The organism is Rhodopseudomonas pentothenatexigens (assembly GCF_900218015.1).
Taxonomy (GTDB): domain Bacteria; phylum Pseudomonadota; class Alphaproteobacteria; order Rhizobiales; family Xanthobacteraceae; genus Rhodopseudomonas; species Rhodopseudomonas pentothenatexigens.
In genome coordinates this window covers 158,285-182,843 of the sequence record NZ_UFQQ01000010.1, presented here as the reverse complement: position 1 = coordinate 182,843, position 24,559 = coordinate 158,285, and the positions used below count along the sequence as shown (strand labels likewise).

At 65.1% G+C, this 24,559-nt stretch carries 25 protein-coding genes and 1 tRNA gene; 20 read left to right on the top strand and 6 right to left on the bottom strand.

The window, feature by feature from the left end; all coding sequences use genetic code 11:
• Nucleotides 1-131 precede the first annotated feature (131 nt).
• The 4 genes from DWA33_RS11660 (at nt 132) to DWA33_RS11645 (ending at nt 3,435) form a co-directional block, all read left to right on the top strand.
• On the top strand, nt 132-1,910 hold the full coding sequence (locus DWA33_RS11660; RefSeq protein WP_114358257.1) for an acetolactate synthase 3 large subunit: 1,779 nt from the start codon (nt 132-134) through the stop codon (nt 1,908-1,910).
• 224 nt (nt 1,911-2,134) lie between these two features.
• Nucleotides 2,135-2,677: an acetolactate synthase small subunit gene (gene ilvN / locus DWA33_RS11655; RefSeq protein WP_114358256.1), complete on the top strand. Its 543-nt coding sequence runs from the start codon at nt 2,135-2,137 to the stop codon at nt 2,675-2,677.
• A gap of 61 nt (nt 2,678-2,738) precedes the next feature.
• A complete protein-coding gene (locus DWA33_RS11650) occupies nt 2,739-3,089 on the top strand; it encodes an AbrB/MazE/SpoVT family DNA-binding domain-containing protein (RefSeq protein WP_114358255.1) in 351 nt (116 codons plus the stop codon).
• Complete coding sequence (locus DWA33_RS11645) at nt 3,067-3,435, top strand: type II toxin-antitoxin system PemK/MazF family toxin (RefSeq protein ID WP_114358254.1); 369 nt, start codon at nt 3,067-3,069, stop codon at nt 3,433-3,435. The genes DWA33_RS11650 and DWA33_RS11645 overlap by 23 nt, the downstream gene beginning before the upstream one ends.
• A gap of 30 nt (nt 3,436-3,465) precedes the next feature.
• Here DWA33_RS11645 and DWA33_RS11640 read toward each other — a convergent pair whose 3' ends face one another.
• The 3 genes from DWA33_RS11640 to DWA33_RS11630 form a co-directional block, all read right to left on the bottom strand.
• Nucleotides 3,466-3,864 (bottom strand): host attachment family protein, encoded by a 399-nt coding sequence (locus tag DWA33_RS11640; RefSeq protein WP_114358253.1) that lies wholly within the window; start codon nt 3,862-3,864, stop codon nt 3,466-3,468.
• Nucleotides 3,865-3,950: 86 nt separating this feature from the next.
• Nucleotides 3,951-4,457, bottom strand: coding sequence for a DUF421 domain-containing protein (locus tag DWA33_RS11635; protein WP_114358252.1), 507 nt, complete (start codon nt 4,455-4,457; stop codon nt 3,951-3,953).
• 60 nt (nt 4,458-4,517) lie between these two features.
• On the bottom strand, nt 4,518-4,913 hold the full coding sequence (locus DWA33_RS11630) for a hypothetical protein (protein ID WP_114358251.1): 396 nt from the start codon (nt 4,911-4,913) through the stop codon (nt 4,518-4,520).
• 234 nt (nt 4,914-5,147) lie between these two features.
• On the opposite strand from DWA33_RS11630, the gene DWA33_RS11625 reads away from it, so the two are divergent.
• The 5 genes from DWA33_RS11625 to DWA33_RS11605 all read left to right on the top strand — a co-directional run bounded on the left by DWA33_RS11625 (nt 5,148) and on the right by DWA33_RS11605 (nt 10,572).
• On the top strand, nt 5,148-6,023 hold the full coding sequence (locus DWA33_RS11625) for an EamA family transporter (protein ID WP_114358294.1): 876 nt from the start codon (nt 5,148-5,150) through the stop codon (nt 6,021-6,023).
• A gap of 194 nt (nt 6,024-6,217) precedes the next feature.
• Nucleotides 6,218-7,237 carry a ketol-acid reductoisomerase gene (gene ilvC, locus DWA33_RS11620; RefSeq protein ID WP_114358250.1) on the top strand — a complete coding sequence of 340 codons (1,020 nt, stop codon included), beginning with the start codon at nt 6,218-6,220 and terminating at the stop codon, nt 7,235-7,237.
• 297 nt (nt 7,238-7,534) lie between these two features.
• Entirely contained in the window at nt 7,535-8,263 is a 729-nt protein-coding gene (locus DWA33_RS11615) for a FadR/GntR family transcriptional regulator (protein WP_114358249.1), read from the top strand.
• A gap of 101 nt (nt 8,264-8,364) precedes the next feature.
• Nucleotides 8,365-9,597 (top strand): ABC transporter substrate-binding protein, encoded by a 1,233-nt coding sequence (locus DWA33_RS11610; RefSeq protein WP_114358248.1) that lies wholly within the window; start codon nt 8,365-8,367, stop codon nt 9,595-9,597.
• A gap of 123 nt (nt 9,598-9,720) precedes the next feature.
• Nucleotides 9,721-10,572: an SDR family oxidoreductase gene (locus tag DWA33_RS11605; RefSeq protein ID WP_114358247.1), complete on the top strand. Its 852-nt coding sequence runs from the start codon at nt 9,721-9,723 to the stop codon at nt 10,570-10,572.
• Between the two features lie 21 nt (nt 10,573-10,593).
• Here the strand turns inward: DWA33_RS11605 and DWA33_RS11600 are convergent, their stop codons facing one another.
• Together DWA33_RS11600 and DWA33_RS11595 are read right to left on the bottom strand one after the other, a co-directional pair.
• Nucleotides 10,594-12,141, bottom strand: a complete 1,548-nt coding sequence (locus DWA33_RS11600) for an ABC transporter permease/substrate-binding protein (protein ID WP_114358246.1) — start codon at nt 12,139-12,141, stop codon at nt 10,594-10,596.
• The gene (locus tag DWA33_RS11595) at nt 12,138-12,932 is read right to left on the bottom strand and encodes an ATP-binding cassette domain-containing protein (RefSeq protein WP_430707890.1); all 795 of its coding nucleotides are present in this window, start codon (nt 12,930-12,932) and stop codon (nt 12,138-12,140) included. The genes DWA33_RS11600 and DWA33_RS11595 overlap by 4 nt, the downstream gene beginning before the upstream one ends.
• A 47-nt stretch (nt 12,933-12,979) precedes the next feature.
• On the opposite strand from DWA33_RS11595, the gene DWA33_RS11590 reads away from it, so the two are divergent.
• The 4 genes from DWA33_RS11590 (at nt 12,980) to DWA33_RS11570 (ending at nt 16,645) form a co-directional block, all read left to right on the top strand.
• The gene (locus tag DWA33_RS11590) at nt 12,980-13,840 is read left to right on the top strand and encodes an ABC transporter ATP-binding protein (protein ID WP_167443187.1); all 861 of its coding nucleotides are present in this window, start codon (nt 12,980-12,982) and stop codon (nt 13,838-13,840) included.
• Nucleotides 13,841-14,039: 199 nt separating this feature from the next.
• Nucleotides 14,040-14,834, top strand: coding sequence for an ABC transporter permease (locus DWA33_RS11580; protein ID WP_114358244.1), 795 nt, complete (start codon nt 14,040-14,042; stop codon nt 14,832-14,834).
• A gap of 58 nt (nt 14,835-14,892) precedes the next feature.
• Nucleotides 14,893-15,918: an ABC transporter substrate-binding protein gene (locus DWA33_RS11575; protein ID WP_114358243.1), complete on the top strand. Its 1,026-nt coding sequence runs from the start codon at nt 14,893-14,895 to the stop codon at nt 15,916-15,918.
• Nucleotides 15,919-15,928: 10 nt separating this feature from the next.
• Nucleotides 15,929-16,645: an NUDIX hydrolase gene (locus DWA33_RS11570; protein ID WP_114358242.1), complete on the top strand. Its 717-nt coding sequence runs from the start codon at nt 15,929-15,931 to the stop codon at nt 16,643-16,645.
• A gap of 239 nt (nt 16,646-16,884) precedes the next feature.
• Here DWA33_RS11570 and bioB read toward each other — a convergent pair whose 3' ends face one another.
• Nucleotides 16,885-17,895, bottom strand: a complete 1,011-nt coding sequence (gene bioB, locus DWA33_RS11565) for a biotin synthase BioB (RefSeq protein ID WP_114358241.1) — start codon at nt 17,893-17,895, stop codon at nt 16,885-16,887.
• A gap of 268 nt (nt 17,896-18,163) precedes the next feature.
• Between bioB and DWA33_RS25190 the strand changes: the two genes are divergently transcribed.
• The 7 genes from DWA33_RS25190 to DWA33_RS11530 all read left to right on the top strand — a co-directional run bounded on the left by DWA33_RS25190 (nt 18,164) and on the right by DWA33_RS11530 (nt 24,254).
• A complete protein-coding gene (locus DWA33_RS25190) occupies nt 18,164-18,313 on the top strand; it encodes a hypothetical protein (RefSeq protein WP_167443186.1) in 150 nt (49 codons plus the stop codon).
• Nucleotides 18,314-18,409: 96 nt separating this feature from the next.
• On the top strand, nt 18,410-19,984 hold the full coding sequence (locus tag DWA33_RS11555) for a 2-isopropylmalate synthase (protein ID WP_114358239.1): 1,575 nt from the start codon (nt 18,410-18,412) through the stop codon (nt 19,982-19,984).
• 224 nt (nt 19,985-20,208) lie between these two features.
• Entirely contained in the window at nt 20,209-21,201 is a 993-nt protein-coding gene (locus tag DWA33_RS11550; protein WP_114358238.1) for a TRAP transporter substrate-binding protein, read from the top strand.
• A gap of 63 nt (nt 21,202-21,264) precedes the next feature.
• Complete coding sequence (locus DWA33_RS11545) at nt 21,265-21,822, top strand: TRAP transporter small permease (protein ID WP_114358237.1); 558 nt, start codon at nt 21,265-21,267, stop codon at nt 21,820-21,822.
• Nucleotides 21,819-23,111, top strand: coding sequence for a TRAP transporter large permease (locus DWA33_RS11540; protein WP_114358236.1), 1,293 nt, complete (start codon nt 21,819-21,821; stop codon nt 23,109-23,111). The genes DWA33_RS11545 and DWA33_RS11540 overlap by 4 nt, the downstream gene beginning before the upstream one ends.
• 128 nt (nt 23,112-23,239) lie before the next feature.
• Nucleotides 23,240-23,848 (top strand): Spy/CpxP family protein refolding chaperone, encoded by a 609-nt coding sequence (locus DWA33_RS11535; RefSeq protein WP_114358235.1) that lies wholly within the window; start codon nt 23,240-23,242, stop codon nt 23,846-23,848.
• 330 nt (nt 23,849-24,178) lie between these two features.
• Nucleotides 24,179-24,254, top strand: a tRNA-Lys gene (locus tag DWA33_RS11530).
• The last annotated feature ends 305 nt before the right edge of the window (nt 24,255-24,559 follow it).

Sequence of the window (24,559 nt, the reverse complement as noted above, 5' to 3'; positions counted from 1 at the left end):
CACCCCGCGAACGGACGGTGCGCTGAGGGCCTTCGACGGGCCCTTTTTTATTGCCTGAACACGGTTCTCCTGAATCGAGCTTGTCCGAACCACCTGAACGTCAGCGCCCGAGGCGCATCCGGAGCCTAAACATGAGCGACAGCAACAGCCACGATCCGAACCAGATGACCGGTGCGGCGATGATCGTCCGCGCGATGAAGGATCACGGTGTCGAGCACATCTTCGGCTATCCGGGTGGCGCAGTCCTTCCGATCTACGACGAGATCTTCCAGCAGTCCGACGTCCAGCACATCCTGGTCCGGCACGAGCAGGGCGCCGGCCACGCGGCCGAGGGCTATGCGCGCTCGACCGGCAAGCCGGGCGTGGTGCTGGTGACCTCGGGCCCGGGCGCTACCAACATGGTGACGCCGCTGGCCGATGCGCTGATGGATTCGATCCCGCTGGTGTGCATCACCGGCCAGGTGCCGACCCATCTGATCGGTAACGACGCTTTCCAGGAATGCGACACCGTCGGCATCACCCGGCCGTGCACCAAGCACAACTGGCTAGTGCGCCGGATCGAGGATCTGCCGAAGGTGCTGCACGAGGCGTTCTACGTCGCGACCAGCGGGCGTCCGGGCCCGGTGGTGGTCGACGTGCCGAAGGACGTGCAGTTCGCCACCGGCACCTATCATCCGCCGCGCAAGGCCGATGTTCACGTCTCCTACGTGCCGAGCAAGAAGGGCGATCCCGCTCAGATCCGCAAAGCGGTCGCGCTGCTGGCGAACGCCAAGCGGCCGGTGATCTATTCCGGCGGCGGCGTGGTCAATTCCGGTCCCGAGGCGTCGCGGCTGCTGCGTGAGCTGGTGGAGATCACCGACTTCCCGATCACCTCGACGCTGATGGGGCTCGGCGCCTATCCGGCTTCGGGCAAGAACTGGCTCGGCATGCTCGGCATGCACGGCACCTACGAAGCCAACATGACGATGCACGATTGCGACGTCATGCTGTGCATCGGCGCGCGGTTCGACGACCGCATCACCGGCCGCACCGACGCATTCGCGCCGCACGCCAAGAAGATCCACATCGACATCGATCCCTCGTCGATCAACAAGAACATCCGCGTCGATGTGCCGATCATCGGTGACGTCGCCACCGTTCTCGCCGACCTGCTGGGCGTGTTCAAGGCCGAGGCCAAGAAGCCCGATATCAAGTCGTGGTGGCAGCAGGTCGCGACCTGGCGCGCGCGCAATTCGCTCGCCTACAAGAAGAACAACGACGTCATCATGCCGCAATACGCGATCCAGCGGCTGTACGAGGCGACCCGCGGCCGTGACACCTACATCACCACCGAAGTCGGTCAGCATCAGATGTGGGCGGCGCAGTTCTACGGCTTCGAACAGCCGAAGCGCTGGATGACCTCGGGCGGTCTCGGCACCATGGGCTACGGCCTGCCGGCGGCGCTGGGCGTGCAGGTGGCGCATCCGGACAGCCTCGTCATCGATATCGCCGGCGATGCCTCGGTGCAGATGACCATCCAGGAGATGGCGACGGCGGTGCAGTACGAACTGCCGATCAAGATCTTCATCCTCAACAACCAGTACATGGGCATGGTGCGGCAGTGGCAGCAACTGCTGCACGGCAACCGTCTGTCGCACTCCTACACCGAAGCGATGCCGGACTTCGTCAAGCTGGCTGAAGCCTACGGTGCGGTCGGCATGCAGGTGATCAAGCCGTCCGATCTCGACGGCGCGATCCAGGACATGATCAAGGTGAACAAGCCGGTGCTGTTCGACTGCCGCGTCGCCGCGTTGGAGAACTGCTTCCCGATGATCCCGTCGGGCAAGGCGCACAATGAAATGCTGCTGCCGGCCGAAGCCACCGACGAAGCCACCGCAGCCGCCTTTGCCGGCGGCAAGGCGCTGGTGTGAGGATAACGGCCTGAGGTGATTGTTACCAACGGCGGTGCCCCTTGCGCCGCCGTCATCGCCCGGCTTGACCGGGCGACCCAGTATCGCAGAGCGCGTTTTGTTTAAGCAAAGCTCTGGAATATTGGATCCCCGCTTCCGCGGGGATGACGGCAGAGGGTGGGGCGGCGCCGCGTGCAACCAGAATTGTCCGATGCGATCGGACCCGAGTTTGACAGGGAATTGAGATGACCCAGCCCGCATCCGCTTACTTCATGGAAGAGCGCCACGATCCGAACGAGACTCACACGCTGTCGGTGATCGTGCAGAACGAGCCCGGCGTTCTGGCCCGGGTGATCGGGCTGTTCTCCGGTCGCGGCTACAACATCGAGAGCCTCACGGTGTCGGAGACCGAGGCGCAGAAGCACCTGTCCCGCATCACCATCGTCACCACCGGCACGCCGATGGTGATCCAGCAGATCAAGAACCAGCTCGACCGCATGGTTCCGGTGTATCGCGTCGTCGACATGACGCTGACCGGGCGCTCGATCGAGCGGGAGCTTGCGATGGTCAAGCTGCGGGGCGTCGGCGAGCATCGCGTCGAATCGCTACGGCTCGCCGAGGCGTTCCGTGCCCGGGTGATCGACGCCTCGACCGAGAGCTTCGTGTTCGAGATCACCGGGAATTCGTCGAAGATCAATCAGTTCATCGAACTGATGCGCCCGCTCGGGCTGGTCGAAGTCGTCCGCACCGGCGTCGCCGCGATCGGCCGCGGCGCGGAGGGGATGTAGCGGCGCTGGCATTCTCGCCGGCTCGGATATACATTGGATATCCGAGCCGAAGGAGGCCGCCGTGAAGGTCAAGGTCGCAAAGTGGGGCAACAGCCTGGGCGTGAGGCTGCCGAGGGCAGCCGCGCAGAGCGTCGGCGTGACCGACGGAAGCGAACTGGATTTGACGCTCGAAGCCGACGGGTTTCGATTGCGAAAGCCGGTCAAGACGTCGGCGCGGCGTCTGGCGGAAATGCTGGACGAAACCAAACGTCGCGGACTGAAGCCTCCCGATCTGGTGGATTGGGGGCGCGACCGAGGCTCCGAAATCATCGACGATGATTATTCCCGTGGCCTCATCGGGCCCGGCCCGGATGGGACGCCGATGAGGATCGTCTCGCCTGAGAAGCGCGATGCCCGTTCACGACGCCGGTGACATCGTGTGGGCGGATCTCGACCCGGTTCTCGGCACGGAGCAAGGCGAACGCCGGCCGGTTCTTGTGATCACCGCGCACGATTACAATGATCTCTCAGGACGGGCGGTGATTTGCCCGATTTCGTCGAGTGCTGGTGAGTGGCCTTTCAATGTGCCGTTGCCTGAAGGTCTGAAAACCCGCGGTATGGTGCTCGTCAACCAAATACGCGCGGTTCACGGACCGTCGCGCCTGTTTCGCAAAATCGAACGAGCACCGTCGCCATTGATGCAAGACGTGCGTGCGATGCTGGCCGTCATCCTCGGCATCGAAGCAGCCACTTTGAGCGGCTACCGCGGCGGTCAATAGCCACGGCTGCGCTTGCGCCACAGGCGGCCGCTACGCGGCGATCGCCTCGGCGATCTGATCGAGCGGGTGGTTGGTGAGGTCCTTCGCCAGCGAGCGGATCAGCGAGGCTTCGACCGTCTTGTGTAGGATCGGGCGGATCTGCCCGAGCGTCTGCGGGTCGGCGACCAGCACGAGCTGATCGAACTCGCCGTCGAGCTTCATTTTGTTCAGCGTGTTGGTGAGCTGCTTGGCGAAGGTGGCTTCGTCGGTCTGGCTGGCGGTCTGATCCTCGGGGCGTGAGCCCGACGGGCCGTCGTCTTCGAGATTGGTCGGCTCCAGCTTGCGCTCCTGACGCAGCGTCACCTTGGCCGGCTTTCCGACGTTGCGCAGCAGCATGGCGCCGCGCCCGTCGGCGACCACGATCAGGGTGTTGTGCGGAATCAAAGCCATTCTTCGACACTCTCCGATAGGGCTGCGGCCCCCTGCGGACCGCCGCCATATCGCCCAACCGCCGAACGCGCCGCTGGTTCCGTGGCCTACCGCTCGGTGGGGCGAGGGATACTCGCAAGGGCACCGGCCCGGCTCCAATTCACCGACCGCACCACGCTGAACGAGCCGTCCGTCTCCAGCACCACGGCGTCGACGTCGGCGAGCGAGTCCAGGCCGCTGCTGCGCACGACCGCCTCGATTTCGTCCGCGGTCACCCGCTGGGCGCGCATCGCCGACTCGATGTGAGCGCCGCGATACAGCAGCAGCGTCGGCTCGCTCTTGATCAGATCGCGAAACCAAGACGAACGCACCGATCCCCAGGTCATCGCATATTGCAGAGCGATCAACATCGCCAGCGCGAGCACGCCCTGTGCGAGCGACACGCCGCTGTCGAGCGCGGTGGTGGCGAGCACCGAGCCGAGGGCCACGGTGACGACGAGGTCGAACGCGTTCAGCTTGGTCAGCGTGCGCTTACCGGAGATGCGTACGAACAGCACCAGAGCGGCGTACGCGATCGGTGTCACCAGCAGGACGTGAACGAGGCCGGACTGCATCTCGTGTTCCTCCGGCGGGACAGAGGCCGTCAGGCCTCGGTCCCGACCATTGGCGAAGCGTTACTTGCTGCTGCTGGACGACGTGCTCTTACCGGAGGACGAAGAGCCGCTGCCCGTGGTCTGCTGATCGCCGGCGTTCATCGCCTGGATGATCGTCATGGTGTGCGGACCGATCATCATCATGACCGGATCGCCGTCGCGATCCTTGGCGGACACCGCAAAGGTCTGCGGCACGACGGTGATGTCGGTGAAGCCGCTGTTCTGCAGCTTGCTGCGAATCTGCTGCGGAAGGTTCTGCGCCGACTGGGAATTCTGGGCGGAGCCGGTGGTCTGCTGGGCCGAGCTGCCGGTGCCGCCGGCGTTCTTGGTGCTGTCCATCCCCCCTGGACCGGCGGCGAAGGCGGTGGTGCCGAGCGCGACTGACAGGAGCGCGGCAACGAAAGTCTGCTTGATCATGGATCTTCCTCTCTGGTGTGGGTGTCGCCCCTGCGCCGCCAACCGGGGCTATTCCGCATCGTTCCTGTGCGCCGCCGCACCCGTTCGCGCGGCAGGATGTCGCCCCCGAACACGGGACGCCGGACGCGGCGAAATGCAGCTCCGCGCCAGAAGCGGGTGCCGGATCTGCGCCAGATCGGCTAGGACCGCTGCAAAGGCACGATGGTGCCCGACGAGACGGGGACGGAAACGACGATGAAGCCCGCCGACACGGCGCTTGCGGTTCTGGTTGCGGTGATCTGGGGATTGGGCTTCGTGTTCACGCGCTACGCGCTGAGTGAAATGTCGCCGACCGTGCTCAACCTGCTGCGTTTCGCCATCACCGCGCTGCCGTGCCTGGTGCTGCCGCGGCCGAAGCTGGCGTGGACGGTGTGGGTCGGGATCAGCCTGCTGCTGGTGTGGCAATATCTGACGCAGAGCTGGGGGATCTCGCAGGGCGTGCCGGCGGGGCTGACCGCGGTGATCGTGCAGAGCCAGGCCTTGTTCACGATCGCCTTCGCGGCGGTGCTGCTCGGCGAGCGGCCGACCCGCGCGCAACTGGCAGGGATCGGCGTCGCAGCCTGCGGCCTGCTGATGATCTGCTTCACCGTCGGCTATGATTTCACGCTGGTCGCCTTCGCCGTCACAATGACGGCGCCGATCGCCTTCGCCTTTACCAATCTGCTGCTGCGCCGGGCCCGCGACGTGCCGATGCTCGATCTGTTCGCCTGGATCAGTCTGGCGTCGCTGCCGCCACTCGCCTTGGCGGGGCTGGTCGCCGACGGCGGTCCAGCGATCGTCGAGTCGCTGACGCATCTGTCGCCCGGCGTAATGAGCGCGATGCTGGCGCTGTCGGTCGGCTCGACCACCATCGGCTATTGGATCTGGGGACGGCTGCTGCACGCCTATAGCGCTGCCCAGGTTGTGCCTTTTGCACTGCTGGTGCCGTTCATCGGGGCGGGGGCGTCGAGCCTGGTGTTCGGGGAGACGTTTGGACCGCTGCGGCTCGCCGGGATGCTGATCGTGGTCGCCGGCCTCGCCATCATGCTGCTGTTTGGCCGCGCCCGGCCGCCGCTGCCGGAGGTCGGCTGAGGGGCGCCAAAAGTCGTAAGCGGCGGGTTTTCCGCATCGCGGCAGCCATGCTGTCCTAACCGCCACAAATCGCCGCCGCGGGCTTGTGTCCGGGCACCCGGACCCCTAAAAACCAGCGGCAATTCAACGGTCGGCCGGCTTGGCCCGATCATACCAGCACGGGCGGGACGGGCCGCCGAGAAAGAGGAACGAGGATGCGAGTTTACTACGATCGCGACGCCGATCTGAACTTGATCAAGGGCAAGAAGGTCGCCGTCATCGGCTATGGCAGCCAGGGCCATGCCCACGCGCTGAACCTGAAGGATTCGGGCGTCAAGGACGTCGCGATCGCGCTGCGCAAGGGTTCGGCCTCGGCCAAGAAGGCCGAGAATGCCGGCTTCAAGGTGATGGACGTCGCCGAAGCCGCCAAGTGGGCCGACGTGATGATGATGCTGACGCCGGACGAACTGCAGGCCGACATCTATCGCGAGCATCTGCACGACAACATGAAGCAGGGCGCGGCGCTGCTGTTCGCCCACGGCCTCAACGTTCACTTCAACCTGATCGAGCCGCGCGCCGACCTCGACGTGCTGATGGTCGCGCCGAAGGGCCCGGGCCACACCGTGCGCTCCGAGTATCAGCGCGGCGGCGGCGTGCCGTGCCTGATCGCGATCCACAAGGACGCCTCCGGCAACGCTCACGACCTCGGCCTCTCCTACGCCTCGGCGATCGGCGGCGGCCGCGCCGGCATCATCGAGACCTCGTTCCGCGAGGAGTGCGAGACCGACCTGTTCGGCGAGCAGGTGGTGCTGTGCGGCGGTCTGGTCGAGCTGATCAAGGCGGGCTTCGAGACCTTGGTGGAAGCCGGCTACGCGCCGGAAATGGCCTATTTCGAGTGCCTGCACGAAGTGAAGCTGATCGTCGACCTGATCTATGAAGGCGGCATCGCCAACATGAACTACTCGATCTCCAACACCGCGGAATACGGCGAGTACGTCACCGGTCCGCGCATCATCACCGCCGAGACCAAGGCGGAGATGAAGCGGGTGCTGGAAGACATCCAGAACGGCATCTTCACCCGCAACTGGATGCTCGAGAACAAGGTCAACCAGACCTCGTTCAAGGCGACCCGCGCCAAGCTGGCGCAGCACCCGATCGAGGAAGTCGGCGCGAAACTCCGCGACATGATGCCCTGGATCAAGAAGGGCGCACTGGTCGACAAGTCGAAGAACTAAGCAGCGTGGCGACCTCTCCCCGCGTGCGGGGAGAGGTCGGATTGCGCAGCAATCCGGGTGAGGGGGCGTCTCATCGCGGCCGAGACTCCGTGCTCGCGTCGCCCCTCACCCAACCCTCTGCCCGCAACAGCGGGGCGAGGGAGATCGCTGTGCTCGGCGCTGGGCTTCGAGCTATACCTAATGCGAACGGGATCGCTGCAACGCGGTCCCGTTTTCGTTTGCGCAGGAATGGTGCCGATGCAATCCGCCGCAGGCCACTCTGCTTGATCTGGTCAGACCAGATTGGTAGGGTCAGATATGGCGATCCCGCTCAGTTCCGAGACCTCGCATACGGTCCGCAAAACGCTGGAATTCGTGCAGCATCACCGGCTGGCGAGGGGCGACCGGCTGCCGTCGGAGCGGGAGTTGTCGGAGCGGTTCGGGGTGGCGCGCAGTTCGGTGCGCGAGGCGCTGGCGGTGCTGGATGCGATGCGCATCACCGAGCGCCGGCCGAAATCGGGCATCTATTTGCGCAATGCCGTCGAGGACGGCGGCCTCGACGCGCTGGTGCTGCAGGCCGATCTCGGGCTGACCTTCGATCCGCAAATCACCCGCGATGTCACCGAGGCGCGGATCATCTGCGAGGAGCAGGCGCTGCGGCTGGCCTGCCAGCGGCGCACCGACGCCGATCTCTCCAAGCTTCATCAAACACTGCAGGCCTACGCGGCGACGATCCAGGCCGGCGGCGATATGGCCGAAGCCGACGTCGACTTCCATCTCGCTTTGGTCGCCGCCAGCCAGAACCGCATCCTGGTGCGCACGCTGACGCCGTTGATGCTGATGAGCCGACGTTGGCGGCAGCGCTATTTCGAATCCGAGGCGATCCGCCGCCGCTCGCTGGACGATCACCACGCTTTCGTCGCCGCAGTCGAAGCGCGCGACGAGGCGGCCGCCGCCGCGCTGGTGCGGTGCCACGTCGAGACAGCCGCCGCCGATGTGCGGGCGCTGGCGGAGCAGGGCGGCACGACCTCTACGAATTCGACCTGAACAACAACGCGCGTTCCGACGCGCCGCAAACAACCCCGACCAACGGGAGAGCTTCGCGCGGCACCAGCCGCATCGAGGAAACGCAAGAAGAAGGATCAAAAATGCGTAAGACGACGACTTCCGTGGCTGCCTTCGCGGCCGCGATCGCCATTTTGGCCGCGCCTCCCGCGCTGGCGCAGAAGAAACACGGCCCCGGCGTCACCGATACCGAAATCAAGCTCGGCAACACCGTGCCGTACAGCGGCCCGGCCTCGGCCTACGGCATCCTCGGTAAGACCTACGCGGCGTACTTCAAGAAGATCAACGAGGAAGGCGGCATCAACGGCCGCAAGATCAATCTGATCTCCTACGATGATGCGTACTCGCCGCCGAAGACGGTCGAGCAGACCCGCAAGCTGGTCGAGAGCGACGAGGTGATGGCGATCGTCGGCAACGTGGGCACCGCGTCGAACGTGGCGATCCAGAAGTACCTCAACGCCCGAAAGGTGCCGCAACTGTTCCTCGCCACCGGCGCCACGCGCTGGAACGATCCGAAGCAGTTCCCGTGGACCATGGGCTGGCTGCCGAGCTACCATGCCGAAGCCACCGCCTACGCCAAGTATCTTCTGAAGGAGAAGCCGAACGCCAAGATCGGCGTGCTCTATCAGAACGACGATTTCGGCAAGGACTACATCCGCGGCATGAAGGAAGGGCTGGGCGACAAGGCCGCGTCGATGCTCATCGCCGAGGCCAGCTACGAAGTCGCGGAGCCGACCATCGACTCGCAGATCGTCAAGCTGAAGGCGTCCGGCGCCGACACGCTGTTCTCGTTCGCCACCGGCAAGTTCGCCGCCCAGTCGATCAAGAAGGTCGCCGAACTCGGCTGGAAGCCGCTGCACATCGTGCCGAACGCTTCGTCATCGCTCGGCACCGTGCTCAAGCCCGCCGGCCTCGAGAACGCGCAGGATCTGGTGTCCGCGACCTTCGCTAAGGATCCGACCGATCCGCAGTGGAACGACGATCCCGGCATGAAGAAATTCTACGCCTTCGTCGACAAATACATCCCCGAAGGCAAAGCGATGGAAAGCACGGTGCTGTCCGGCTACAGCATCGCCCAGACCATGGAGCAGGCGCTTCGGATGTGCGGCGACGAGCTGACCCGCGAAAATCTGATGAAGCAGGCCGCCAACATGAAGGGCGTGCAGCTCGACGGTTTGCTGCCGGGCGTCACCGTCAACACCTCGCCGACCGACTTCGCGCCGATCGATCAGTTCCAGATGATGACCTTCAAGGGCGAACGCTGGCAGCGCTTCGGCGACGTCATCAAGGGCGAATTGGCCGCAGCGGGGCGGTAACAACGTTTCGTCGCGCCGCGCGGTTCGGCCGCGCGGCAGGCCGGCCGACTTTCAGCAACGGGATCGCGGTGACGCGGTCCCGTTTTGCTGTGATAGGATGCTCACCTTCGAACGGAGTGAGCCATGAAGTCTGTCGTCGTCACCGGCGTCTCCACCGGGATCGGCCATGCCATTGCGAAAGTGTTGCTGGACAAGGGGTTTCGCGTGTTCGGCAGCGTGCGCAAGCACAGCGATGCCGAGCGGCTGATCGTCGAGTTCGGGCCTGGTTTCACGCCGCTGGTCCTGGACGTGACCGACGAGGTGGCGATCCGAGCCGCGGCCGACCAGGTCCGGACGGCGCTCGACGGCGAAACCCTGGCCGGTCTGGTCAACAACGCCGGTATCGCGGTGGCGGGGGCGGTGCTGGATCTGCCCGCCGATGAATTCCGCCGCCAGTTCGAGGTCAACGTGATCGGGCCGATCGTCGCCACCCAGGCGTTCGCGCCGCTGCTCGGCGCCGACCGGTCGCTGCGCGGTGCGCCAGGGCGGATCGTGATGATGTCGTCGATCGCCGCCAAGTTCGGCAATCCGCTGATGGCCGCATACTCCGCCTCCAAGTACGCGCTGAACGGCCTTTCGGACGGGCTGCGGCGCGAGCTGATGCTGTTCGGCATCGACGTGGTGGTGATCATGCCGGGCGCGGTGAAGACGCCGATCTGGGCCAAGGCCGAGCGGGAGGACGTGTCGCGGTTTGCGAACTCGCCGTTCTATCCGGCGCTGCAGAAGCTGCGCGCGCTGCTGCCTGAGATGGACAAAAGCGGTCTGCCGCCGGAGACGATCGCGCAGCACGTCTATGACGCGCTGACCGCGCCGTCACCCAAGGCACACGACGTGATCACCCCGGGACCGATGCAATTCTGGCTCTCGACCAAGCTGCCGCCGCGCTGGATCGACAAGGTCGTGGCGAAACGGCTTGGGTTGAAGCCGAAGACGTAGTCCGTCATTTCGCCGAGCCGATCAGTGCCGCTTCACGCGGTCCCACAACGCGCGCGCCGCCCCGTCCGGTGTGCTGCTTGATCCCGCCTGCAGGTTTGCGGCGCGCATCGCCTCGATGTCGATACGGCCGAGCAGGGGCTGCAGGGCTGCACGCAGCTTGCTGTCGTTCGCGCGCTTTGGCGCGAGCAGCAGGACCGCGTCGTAGGGCGGGATCGCCTGTTTCGGATCGTCGAGCACGACGAGGTCGTATTTGGCGATCAGCCCGTCCGAGGTGTAGCCGGCGATCAGGTCGACTTCGCCGGAAGCGACGGCGGCGTACATAAAATCCGGCTGCATCTGCCGCTCGGTCTTGAATGCCAGGCCATAGGCGCTACGCAGGTTCGCCCATTCCGGCCGCGAGAAGAACTCGTAGTCGCCGGCAATCGTCATCGAGGGCGCTTGGGCGGCAAGGTCGGCGATCGAGCGGATGTTCAGCGCCTCGGCCTTGGCGCGCGGCATCACCAGCGCATAGGCATTGGCGAAGCCGAGCTCGCCGAGCAGGGTGACGCCGTCCTTGGCAAGGTCGGTCTTGAGGTCCGCAAGCACTTCGTCCCGTGCGGCGATGCCGGGGTGCTTGAACTGATTGGCCCAGAGCGTGCCGGAGTAATCGACATAGGCGTCGATGTCGCCGCTTTTGAGCGCGTCGTAGATCACGCTGGAGCCGAGGCCGGCGCGCGTGGTCGTTGGCAGACCACTGGCGTCGAGTCGTTGCTGCAGCAATGCGGCGAGCACGTATTGCTCGGTGAAGGTCTTGGCGCCGATCACATAGGTCGCCTGTGTTGCACCGCCCGGCATCAACGTCGCGATCATGATCGCGGCGCCACCTGCCGCGCCGAGCACGATACGCAGACGGCTGCCGCGACGCAGACCGGCTTCGACCAGCGCCAGCAATTGATCGACCACCAGCGCCAACGCCGCGGCGGCGGCACAGCCGAACAGAACCAGCACCCAATTCTGGGTCTGCAGCCCGGCGAAGATGTAGTTGCCGAGGCTGGTCTGGCCGATCGGCGTCGACAGCGTCGCCGTGCCGATCACCCACACCGCGGCGGTGCGGATGCCGGCCATGATCATCGGCAGCGCCAGCGGCAGCTCGACCATCGTCAGCACCTGACGCTCGATCATGCCGACGCCCTGGGCCGCTTCGATCAGCGCCGGATCGACACTATCGAGCCCGGTGATGGTGTTGCGCAGCACCGGCAGCATCGAATACAGCGCCAACGCCAGCACCGCGGGCAGGAAACCGAAGGCGGAGAAACTGACGCCGAACGTGCTCGCCGACAGCGCCGCAAGTGCCAGCAGCAGCGGATAGAACAACGCCAGCAGGGCGAGGCCGGGGATGGTCTGCACCACGCCGGCGAAGCCGAGCAGGGCGCCGCGGAGCAAAGGGCGATGGCGGGCGACGATCGCCAGCGGCAGGCTGACGATCAGCCCGAGCGCAAGCGCCGCCAGGCTGACGCGAACATGCGCGCCGAGATAGTCGGGCAGATTGCCGAGCGCGTCGTGCCAGCGCGGATCGGCGAACTGGCTCATGCCGCGCCGTCCCGCGGCAGCAACGCGCCGAGCCGCTGCGCCTGCCGGCGCGGCGTCCGCAGCAGCTCGGCGACGTAGGCGCTTCGGCTGCCCGCAAGTTCGGTCGCGGTGCCGAGCGCCAGCAATCGTCCGCGGTGCATCACCGCGATCCGATCTGCCAGCAGCAGCGCCTCGGTGATGTCGTGGGTGATCAGCACGGTGGTGAGCTGTAGCCGGTCGTGCAGGGCGCGAAAGTCTCCGCCGAGCACATCGCGGGTCAGCGGATCGAGCGCGCCGAACGGCTCGTCCATCAGCACGATCTCCGGCCTTGCGGCGAGCGCGCGGGCGACGCCGACGCGCTGGCGCTGGCCGCCGGAGAGTTGGTGCGGCAGCCGGTTCCGGTGCTGAGCCGGATCGAGCCGCACCAGATGGAGCAGTTCATCGACCCTGGCAGCGATCTCGGTCTTCGGCCAGTTCAGCAGCTTTGGCGTGATGCCGATATTGCCGGCCACGCTGAGGTGCGGGAACAGCCCGCCGTTCTGGAACACCATGCCGATGCCGCGCCTAAGCGCAATCGGATCGACGGAGCGGACATCGCGGCCGTCGATCGCAATTGCGCCCGCATCGGCGTCGATCAGGCGATTCGTCAGCCGCAGCAGCGTGGTCTTGCCGGAGCCTGAGCCGCCGACGATGGCGAGCAGTTCGCCGCGCTGCACTGTGAGCGAGACGCCGTCGATCGCCTTGATCCGGCCGCCGCCGAAACTCTTGGCGACATTGTCGTAGCCGATCATCGGCGAAGCTGCGTTCGTCATGATCGCAGCATGGCTGCCGGAGGCGGCAGGGCGCAAGCCGGACTTGCATGTCGGCGCGCGGCGTTGAATGGTCGCTGCAAGCAGGCAAGCGGGGAGAGGGCGTGATTCAGACGGACAGTGCGGCGGTGGCGCTGCAGGACGCCACGGTGGCGTTCCGGCTCGCCGATGCGCGGACCTATACGGCGGTGGAGAACGCGACGCTGACGGTGGCCGATGGTGAGTTCGTCGCCATCGTCGGGCCGACCGGTTGCGGCAAGTCGACCTTGCTCAACGTCGCGGCCGGGCTGCTGCGCCCCGCCGCCGGCACGGTGCGGATCTTTGGAGCATCGCTGGAAGGCCTCAATCCGCAGGCCGGATATCTGTTTCAAGCCGATGCGCTGTTTCCGTGGAAGACTGCGATCGACAATGTCGCGATCGGCCTCGAGATCGCCGGCACGCCGCGGAGCGAAGCGCTGGCGCGCGCGCAGGGCTGGCTGGAGACGGTCGGGCTCGGTGCGTTTGCGCAGCGCTATCCGCACATGCTGTCCGGCGGCCAGCGCAAGCGGGTCGGGCTCGCGCAGGTGCTGATCCGCGATCCCAAGATCCTGCTGATGGACGAGCCGTTCGGCCCGCTCGATGCGCAGACCCGGCAGATCATGGGCAATCTGCTGCTCGAGCTGTGGAGCGCGCACAAGAAGGCGGTGCTGTTCGTCACCCACGATCTCGAAGAGGCGATCGCGCTCGCCGACCGGGTGGTGATCATGTCGGCGGGGCCGTCTTCGCGCATCGTCGGCGATTGGCGGATCAAGCTGCCGCGTCCGCGCGACATCTTCGAAATCCGCCTGACCCACGACTTCCACGCACTGCATCGTGAGATCTGGGCGGTGCTGCGCGAGCAGGTGATGAAGGCGTATGGGCAAGTGGCGTGATGGGGATGATATTGAAGGCCACTGAATTTCCCCTTGCACGGCGAACTCCCTCCCCCCTTGCGGGGGAGGGTTGGGGTGGGGGGTGGCCACGAGCTCAGTGCTCGCGGACCCCCACCCCCGACCCTCCCCCGCAAGGGGGAGGGGAGCGGAGGCGCCTCGTTGCTGGTCGACGAGAAGGTGAGCAAGCGGGAACCTCGCCATGCCGCGTCTGAAGCTTCTCACCTTGCAGTTCCTCGTCGCGATCGTCGCGCTGGCGCTGTGGCAGGTGCTCACCACCGTGCCGATCGCCGGCAGGCTGCTGCTGCCGCCGTTCTTCTTCTCGACGCCGGTGGATGTGGCCAAGCAGGTGATCGCTTGGTTCGCTTCCGGCATGATCTGGAAGCACTTATGGATCACGCTGCAGGAATCGCTGCTCGCCTTCGTGATCGGCTCGCTCGCCGGCGTGCTGGTCGGGTTCTGGTTCGCCCGGCAGCCGCGGGTGGCGGCGGTGTTCGATCCCTATGTGAAGATGGTCAACGCGCTGCCGCGGGTGGTGCTGGCGCCGATCTTCACGCTGTGGCTCGGGCTCGGCATCTGGTCCAAGGTCGCGCTCGGCGTGACGCTGGTGTTCTTCGTGGTGTTCTTCAACGTCTATCAGGGCGTCAAGGAAACCAGCGCGACACTGGTCGACAACGCCCGGATGCTCGGCATGAGCGAGCGGCAGATGATGCGCCACGTGTTCTGGCCGTCGGCGCTGTCGTGGATGTTCTCATCGCTGCACACCGCGATCGGCTTTGCGGTGGTCGGCGCAGTCGTCGGGGAATATCTCGGTGCTGCCGCTGGGCTCGGCTATCTGATCCAGCAGGCCGAGGGCACCTTCGACGTCGCCGGCGTGTTCGCCGGAATGTTCGTATTGTCGGTGTTCGTGATCCTGATTGATCTCGCGGTCAGTCTGGTGGAGCGGCGCCTGCTCGTGTGGCGGCCGCAGCCGAGCGGGGCGCAGCAGGCGGACTAGAGGGAGGCGCGGCTTTGGCTTATTGTCCTGGCCGCTTCGTCTGGGGAGAACCAACGCCATGAAGGCCGGCTTTCGACACCTCGCTGCGGCGCTTGCCGCGCTCCTGCTCACCGCCGGCGCCGCGCAGGCGCAGAGCAAGGTGACGATCGCGATCGGCGGCGGCGCCTGCCTGTGCTATCTGCCGACGGTGCTGGCCAAGCAGCTCGGCGAATACGACAAGGCCGGGCTCGCCGTCGAACTGGTCGACCTCAAGGGCGGCTCGGATGCGCTCAAAGCCGTGCTCGGCGGCAGCGCCGACGTCGTCTCCGGCTATTTCGACCACACCGTCAACCTCGCCGCCAAGAAGCAGGAGATGCAGAGCTTCGTGGTCTACGACCGCTATCCCGGTCTGGTGCTGGCCGTATCTCCGGCCCACACCGCGGAGATCAAGTCGATCAAGGATCTCGCCGGCAAGAAAGTCGGCGTCAGCGCGCCGGGATCGTCGACTGATTTCTTTCTGAAGTATCTGTTGAAGAAGCACGGCGTCGATCCGAACAACGTCGCGGTGATCGGCGTCGGCCTCGGCGCCACCGCGGTGGCGGCGATGCAGCAGGGCCAGATCGACGCGGCCGTGATGCTCGATCCGGCCGTCACGATTTTGCAGGCGGCGCATGCCGACCTGCGCATCCTCAGCGATACCCGCACCGAGCACGACACCCGCGAGGTGTTCGGCGGCGACTATCCGGGCGGCGCGCTGTACTCGACCGTGGCCTGGATCAAGGCGCATCCCAAGGAGGCGCAGAGCCTCACCAATGCGATCCTCGCCACACTGCAATGGATCCACAGTCACTCCGCCGAGGATATCGCCGACAGGATGCCGCCGAACATCGTCGGCAAGGACAAGGCGCAATACGTTGCCGCGCTGAAGAACACGATCCCGATGTATTCGACCACCGGCCTGATGGATCCGAAGGGCGCGGACGCCGTGCTGGCGGTGTTCAGCACCGGCTCGCCCGACGTGGCGAAGGCCAATATCGACGTCACCAAGACCTACACCAACGCCTTCGTCGAACAGGCGGCGAAGGGTGCGGGTGGTTCGAAGTGAAGGTGCGTGCGTGATCAATCCGGGGCCCGTCACGATCCACCGGGTGAACAATCTCGATCTGTGGGTCAGCAGCTTTGCCTGGCCGTTCGCCGACAAGCGCCGCGCCGAGATCGATGCGCATTTTGCCGAGCGCCAAGTCTCGCAACCGAAATTGTGGAACGGCCGGGTGCTGCTCGGCCGCCGGCCGCGGTTCGACGGCGGCAGCTTCAGCGCCGAGTATTTCGAAGTCGATTACGCCAGTTTCCTGTCCTGGCGGGATTGGGACTTCCCCGACCCATCGGTGTTCAACGGCTTCGGCATGGGGGTGATCCGAGCCGCTGACGGCGCGATCGTGCTTGGCGAGATGGGCTCGCACACCGCCAACGCCGGCAAGGTGTATTTCGCCGGCGGCACGCCCGACCTGTCCGACGTCCGCAATCACCGCCTCGACATCGCCGCCAGCGTCACGCGCGAGGTCAAGGAAGAGACCGGACTGGTGCGGTCGGATTATCGCGCGGCGGATCATTGGCACTGCGTCGAGGCCGGAGCGCTGGTGGCGATGCTGCGGATCCTCGACGTGTACTTGCCCGGCGACGCGCTGAAGGAACGGATCGAAGCTCATCTGGCCCGGGACGAAGAGCCGGAGTTCAGCCGCGTGCACCTGGTGCGATCGAAGGACGATTTCCTACCCACCATGCCGCGCTTCGTCACCACCTACCTGACGATGCTGCTGCGCGGGGAGGATTGAGTAAGAAAGTTCGGTGACGCCGCGGCCACATGGTTCGAGACGCCTCGGCCTCGCTCTTCAAGCGATGCCGAGGCTCCTCACCATGAGGGACTAAGCAGAGCGCGTGAGGTCAGCCAACGCTGCCTCATGGTGAGGAGGCGCGAAGCGCCGTCTCGAACCATGAGCTTACACGCGCAAGCACCTCGTCAAGGCCGGGCCCCCCCCCGGCCGTGACGCGTTTATCGGAGCGTCGTCGCCTCTCAGCCGTGGGCGTGGACGCCGAGGTCGTCGCGCGGGGTGATGCCGAGGCGGTTGAACAGCGCGCGGTCCTTGCTGTCGCCCGGGTTCGGGGTGGTCAGCAGGGTGTCGCCGATGAAGATCGAATTGGCGCCGGCGAGGAAGCACAGCGCCTGCATCTCGTCGCTCATCGCGGTGCGGCCGGCGGCGAGGCGGACATCGGACTTCGGCATCATGATCCGCGCCAGCGCGATGGTGCGGACGAATTCGAACGGATCGACCGGGGTTGCGGTTTTGGCGATCGGGGTGCCTTCGATCGGGATCAGCATGTTGATCGGAACGCTCTCCGGATGCTGCGGCAGGTTGGCGAGGGTGCGTAGCATCTCGACCCGGTCGGTCGGCTTTTCGCCGAGGCCGAGGATGCCGCCACAGCAAACCTTGATGCCGGCGTCGTGGACCTTCTCCAGCGTATCGAGACGGTCGGAGTAGCTGCGCGTCTTCACCACGGAGGAATAGAACTCCTCGGAGGTGTCGACGTTGTGGTTGTAGTAATCGAGACCGGCGTCGGCGAGCTGCTTGGCCTGATCGTCGCTCAGCATGCCGAGCGTCATGCAGGCTTCCATGCCGAGCGCCTTGACGCCCTTCACCATCTCGATGATCGGAGCCATGTCGCGCTCCTTCGGCGAGCGCCATGCCGCGCCCATGCAGTAGCGGGTCGCGCCGGCGTCGCGCGCCGCCTTGGCGGCCTCGATCACCTTGGCCGGCTCCATCAGCTTGGAGGCGGGCAGGGCGGTGTCGTGATGGGCGGACTGGCTGCAATAGCCGCAATCCTCGGCGCAGCCGCCGGTCTTGACGTTGAGCAGCTGATTGCACTGCACCTGGTTCGGATCGAAGGACTGGCGGTGGATGGTCTGCGCCCGGAACATCAGATCGGCGAACGGCGCGTTGTAGATCGCCGCGGCTTCCTCGCGGGTCCAGTCGTGGCGGATGGTGGGGCTGGCGGCGGCGAGCGTCGAGAGGTCGATCGAGTTCAACGTAGGTGCTCCGGTCGGGGTCATGCGGCTGTGCTCAGCCATAAGCGGTTTCGGCGGGTGAAGAAACCCACGGCGGCGCATCGCCAACCCGACCATGGTTTAGGTCAGGGTTTCTGACGCTTTATCAGAGCTTCTGCCCGCGATTTGGCGTTGCGAAACGGTGGCGAGGTCGTTTACAAGACTAGCCGTTCGGTCCGTCGGACTCTTGCGTCAACCTAACGCTCTTTTAGCGGTTGTCGCAGACGATAGGACCCTGAAGGTGTCGGGAATGACGATGGGCAGCGCCAGCATCGGGATGGAAGGAACGGCGATTACCGCCGTGTCCGCGATTCCGGCTGTGCTGATTCCGGCCGCCGCCGCTTTCGAAGCGCTCGAGACCCTCGCGCTTGGCGGGCTGCTGCTTCTTAGCCGCCCCTGAGGGCCGTCTGGGCAGTTTTGCCTGGGCACTCAGGGGATCGCACCACAGCCAGCCCCTCATGCGCCTGCGCGGCGCCCCGACCAAAGGATATTTTTCATGACTGCCACCACCCAGTCCGAACAGGACCGCGTCATCATTTTCGACACCACCTTGCGTGACGGCGAGCAGTGCCCCGGCGCCACCATGACGTTCGAGGAGAAACTGAACGTCGCCCGGATGCTCGACGACATGGGCGTCGACGTGATCGAGGCCGGCTACCCGTTCGCCTCCGACGGTGACTTCGAGGCGGTGCACGAGATCGCCAAACGCTCGAAGAACTCGGTGATCTGCGGCTTGTCGCGCGCGGCGCACAAGGACATCGACCGCTGCGCCGAGGCGATCAAGCCGGCCGAGCGCGGCCGCATCCACACCTTCCTGTCCACCTCGCCGGTGCACATGAAGTACAAGCTGCAGATGGAGGCCGCGCAGGTCTACGAGATGGTGATCTCGTCGGTGACCCGCGCCCGCAACCACACCGACGACGTCGAGTGGTCGGCGGAAGACGCCACCCGCACCGAGTTCGACTTCCTGTGCCGCTGCATCGAGGCGGCGATCAAGGCGGGCGCCAGCACCATCAACCTGCCGGACACCGTCGGCTACGCGGTGCCCGAGGAATATCGCGAGCTGTTCCGCAAGGTGCGTGAAACCGTGCCGAATGCCGACAAGGCGCGGTTCTCGGTGCACTGCCACAACGACCTCGGCATGGCGGTCGCCAATTCGATGGCCGGCGTCGCCGGCGGCGCGCGCCAGATCGAATGCACCATCAACGGCATCGGCGAGCGCGCCGGTAACGCCGCCTTGGAAGAGGTGGTGATGGCGATGCGAGTGCGGCAGGACAAGTTGCCGTACTGGAACCGGATCGAGTCGACGATGCTGACGCATGCCTCCAAGACGGTATCGGCCGCGACCTCGTTCCCGGTGCAGTACAACAAGGCGATCGTCGGCCGGAATGCGTTCGCCCACGAGAGCGGCATCCATCAGGATGGCATGATCAAGAACGCCCAGACCTACGAGATCATGACCCCGGAGACCGTGGGCGTGAAGGGCACCTCGCTGGTGATGGGCAAGCACTCGGGCCGCGCCGGCCTGATCCACAAGCTGGAAGAGCTGGGCTACAAGCTGTCGCGCAACCAGATCGAGGACGTGTTCGTGCGGTTCAAGGCCTTGGCCGACCGCAAGAAGGACGTCTACGACGAGGACATCGAGGCGCTGGTCGACGAGCAGTTGCTGCACGGCCAGGACCAGATCAAGCTGAACTCGCTGACGGTGATCGCGGGCACCCATGTTCCGCAGCGCGCCACCATGAAACTCGACGTCGACGGCCAGATCCGGATCGAGGAGGCCGAAGGCAACGGTCCGGTGGATGCGGTGTTCAATTGCATCAAGGCGCTGGTGCCGCACGACGCCAAGCTGGAACTGTATCAGGTCCACGCCGTCACCGAGGGCACCGACGCCCAGGCGGAAGTCTCGGTGCGGCTGAGCCACGAAGGTCGCTCGATGACGGCGCGTGCCGCCGATCCCGATACCCTGGTGGCGTCCGCGAAGGCGTATCTGGGAGCCCTCAACAAGATTGTCGCCAAGCGCCAGCGCGCTGCGCGGGAGGACGCGCCGACCGTCGCGGTGGCCGGCTGATTGCGTGAATAAGTCGCACAACCGGTCGTGCGGCCTGCAACTTCTGGAATGAACCGAAAGGGCGATGCCGTTGTGCATCGCCCTTTTTTCGCACTGCGGCAGTTGTTGACGCCGCCCCTTCGAAGGGGCAATAGCCTTTCGTAGTGCTTCTCTGTATTGGTGCGGCTGGTAATCGGACGGGGCAGGGACGCGGATGCGTTCCTCAAAAGGAATCGGGAGAAAACATGCGTAAATCCATTCTCGCACTCGCATCGATCGCCGTGCTCGGGCTGGTGGGCCCGGCCGCAGCGCAGTCGCCGATCGTCATCAAGTTCAGCCACGTGGTGGCGGAGAACACGCCCAAGGGCCAGGCCGCGCTCAAGTTCAAGGAGCTCGCCGAGAAGTACACGGGCGGCAAGGTCAAGGTCGAAGTCTATCCGAACTCGCAGCTGTTCGGCGATGCCAAGGAGATGGAAGCGGTCGCGCTCGGCGACGTGCAGTTCATCGCGCCGTCGCTGTCGAAGTTCGACAAGTTCACCAAGAAGATCCAGCTGTTCGATCTGCCGTTCCTGTTCAACGACATCGACGCCGTCGATCGCTTCCAGGAAGGCAAGGCGGGGCAGGACCTCTTGAAGTCGATGGAGGCCAAGAACTTTCTCGGTCTCGCCTACTGGCACAACGGCATGAAGCAGATCTCGGCCAACAAGCCGCTGCTGGTGCCGGAAGACGCCAAGGGTCTCAAATTCCGCATTCAGGCCTCCGACATCCTCGCCGCGCAGTTCCAGCAGCTCGGCGCCGTGCCGCAGAAGCTCGCTTTCTCGGAAGTGTATCAGGCGCTGCAGGTCGGCACCGTCGACGGTCAGGAGAACACCTGGTCGAACATCTTCTCGCAGAAGTTCTACGAAGTGCAGAAGGACATCACCGAATCCAACCACGGCGTGATCGACTACATGGTGGTGGTCAACGCCAAGTGGTGGAACGGCCTGCCGAAGGACCTGCAGGACGACCTGAAGAAGGCGATGGACGAGGCCACCAAGGTCAACAACGAGATCGCCAACAAGCTGAACGAAGAGGCCAAGCAGAAGATCCAGGCCTCCGGCGCCAGCAAGATTCATCAGCTCAGCGCCGAGCAGCGCGCCAAGTGGGTCGAGGCGATGAAGCCGGTCTGGGCCAAGTTCGAAGGCGCGATCGGCAAGGACCTGATCGACGCCGCGGTCGCATCGAACAAGTCGAACTGATCCGGCGCGTCGGCCGCGGCGATCCGCGGCCGACGTCGTTCCGACTGACATAGGGGGGGGGCCGTGTCGCTGCGGAAGATGTTCCACCGCGTCGAGGAGGGGCTGATCGCTCTGATCCTCGGCGTGATGACGGTATTGACCTTCATTCAGGTCGTCCTGCGCTACGGCTTCAACTCCGGCTTCATCTGGGCTCTCGAGGCGAACTTCTATCTGTTCGCCTGGCTCGTCATGATCGGCATCGCCTATTGCGTGCGGGTGCGCGCGCATATCGGCGTGGATGCGGTCGTCAATCTGCTGCCGCGCAACGGCCGGCGCGCCGTCGGCCTGCTGGTCGTGGCGCTGGCGCTGCTCTACGCCGGGCTGATGATCTACGGCTCCTACGACTACGTGTATCGGCTGTTCATCATCGACGTCGAGGCCGAGGACATTCCGGTCGCGCGCTGGATCCTGTCGCTCTGCCTGCCGCTCGGCTTCCTGATGCTCGCGGTGCGGCTGGTCGAGATGGGCTGGCGCATCGTCACCGGCCGCTCCGGCGGTTACGAGCTCGCCGACGAGGCGCGCGAAGCAGTCCATCACGTGCAACATCATCCCGAACTCGACGCGACGACGGTGCAGCGATGAACACTATCTTCCTGTTCGCTTCGCTGCTCAGCTTTCTGCTGATCGGCATGCCGATTGCGATTTCGCTCGGCCTGTCCTCGATCCTCACCATCCTGCTGTTCCAGAACGACAGCCTGGCGTCGTTGTCGCTGAAGTTCTTCCAGACCACCGAGCAGTTCACGCTGCTGGCGATCCCGTTCTTCATCCTCGCCGGCAACTTTCTCACCACCGGCGGCGTCGCCAAGCGGATGATCAATTTTGCGATCTCCGCGGTCGGACATCTGCCCGGCGGCCTGGCGATCGCGTCGGTGCTGGCCTGTATGCTGTTCGCCGCGGTCTCGGGTTCGTCGCCGGCCACCGTGGTGGCGATCGGTTCGATCGTGATCGCCGGCATGGTGCGGGTCGGCTACACCCAGGCGTTCGCCACCGGCGTGATCGTCAACGCCGGCACGCTCGGCATCCTGATTCCACCGTCGATCGTGATGGTGGTGTACGCCGCGGCGACCGAATCCTCGGTCGGCCGGCTGTTCATTGCCGGCGTGATCCCGGGCTTGCTGCTGGGGCTCGGCCTGATGGTGGCGATCTACATCGCGGCGCGGATCAAGAAGCTGCCGCGGCAGCCGAAGGTGCCGTGGCGCGAGCGGTTGGCGCTGTTCCGCGAGGCGCTGTGGGGCCTGTTGCTGATCTTCATCGTGATGGGCGGCATCTACGGCGGCGTGTTCACTCCGACCGAAGCCGCCGCGGTGGCCGCGGTGTACGCCTTCGTCGCCGCGGTGTTCATCTATCGCGATCTGAAGATTACCGACGTGCCGCAGGTGCTGCTGGATTCCGGCCGGGTGTCGGTTATGCTGATGTTCATCATCTGCAACGCCTTCCTGTTCGGCCACGTGCTGACCACGGCGCAGATCCCGCAGGACATCGCCCGGCTGATCACCGACGCCCAATTGTCGCCCTGGCACTTCCTGCTGATCGTCAACATTATCCTGCTCGTCGCCGGCAACTTCATGGACCCGACGGCGATCGTGCTGATCACCGCGCCGATCCTGTTTCCGACCGCGATGCAGCTCGGGATCGATCCGATCCATCTCGGTATCGTCTATGTCGTGAACATGGAGATCGGGTTGGTGACCCCGCCGGTCGGACTCAATCTGTTCGTGGCGTCAGGTATTACCGGTATGCCATTGATGCAGGTGGTGAGGGCGGCGCTGCCGTGGCTGATGGTGCTGCTGAGCTTCCTGATCCTGATCACCTACGTGCCGATCATCTCCACCTTCCTGCCCGATCTGTTGTTCGGCAGCGCAATCAAATAGCGGCGGGCTTGTTTCGGTCGAAAGCGTTTTGTTTCAACTCGTGAACGAGACGCTTTCTTTCCAAACCTTAAGTTGATCGCGCCGCGGCGCGGACCCATCTTCATGGCACCTTTCGAAAGGAGGTTGCCATGAAGAAGGTTCTGCTCGCCGGCGTCGCTGCACTGGTGTTTGCCGGGTCGACCGCGGCTTACGCCGAACATCGCGGCTGGTTCGATCACGGCAGGCATTGGTTCAGCACCCAGGATCGCAGCGCGTTCGCCGACGCCAAGATCGCGGCGGTGAAGGCCGGGCTGCAGCTCACGCCGGATCAGGAGAAGCTGTGGCCGCCGGTGGAGACCGCGGTGAGAGAAATGGTCAAGCTGCGGATCGATCGTGCCGAGGCGCGGATGAAGGCGCGCGACGACGTCCGCGATCCCCGCGACGGCGATCCGGTGGCGCGGCTGCGCGACCGCGCCGACGCGATGGCGGCGACCGCCGCGGCGATGAAGAAGATCGCCGACGCCGCCGACCCGCTGTACAAGTCGCTCGACGACGGCCAGAAGCGCCGGCTGCGCGTGCTGACGCATATGCAAGGCCGCTTCGGCTGGGGCCCACACCATCACCATCGTTTCATGCACCGTGACGACGATCGCGACGATGATCGCGGCCCGCGCTGGGAGCGTGGCGGTCGCGGCCCGATGATGGATCGTGGGCCCCGCCCGCCGATCGACGACGACGACGGCCCGAGCCGGCTCTGAGACAGCGCCCGGCGGGCCGCCGCGCCTACCGGAGCGTTCCGCATCACCGCGCTGAAGTCGGCGCGGTGATCGCCATGCGGGTTCAGCGCAGCACGAGCGGGTCGGTCGAGCGATCCTGACGCCGCGTCCGCGACGGCAAGCGAGGGCAGTGCGTCTCAGTGCACCTCCAGGCGCCGCTTCGCGCCTCGAAACCCTCTGAAACGACTGCGGTTTTCAAGCCCCGAAGTTTCTCGTCACAGAACTGAAAAAAGTCGCCTGCATTGCTGGACATCCCGGGTGGGCTTTGCTAAACGACGCCGTCCCCGCAAGGGACCCAGCCGCAACGGCTGCGGGCGCATAGCTCAGTTGGTAGAGCAGCTGACTCTTAATCAGCGGGTCCTAGGTTCGAGCCCTAGTGCGCCCACCAAGTGCCCCCTTGAAAACAACAGATTTTGCGATCAAGGGCTGCAACGGTGGTGGTTTGAAGACGCGTGTTGTCGTCACTGCCACACAACTCCTTAAGACTGAATTCAAGCTGGCCGATTTGATCGCGAGTCGATCGGTTTTCCCTCGGGCCGGCGCCGTCCTCTGATACGCCGACCAACTTGGCGGCGGCCGGTGGGCGATTACTACGCGCTGACGAATTCAACCGGCTGCACACCCGATCGATCATATTCACGGATGGACGTCAGCGGTCTCGCGCGACGGCAGGGTACTCCATACATCTTGTCC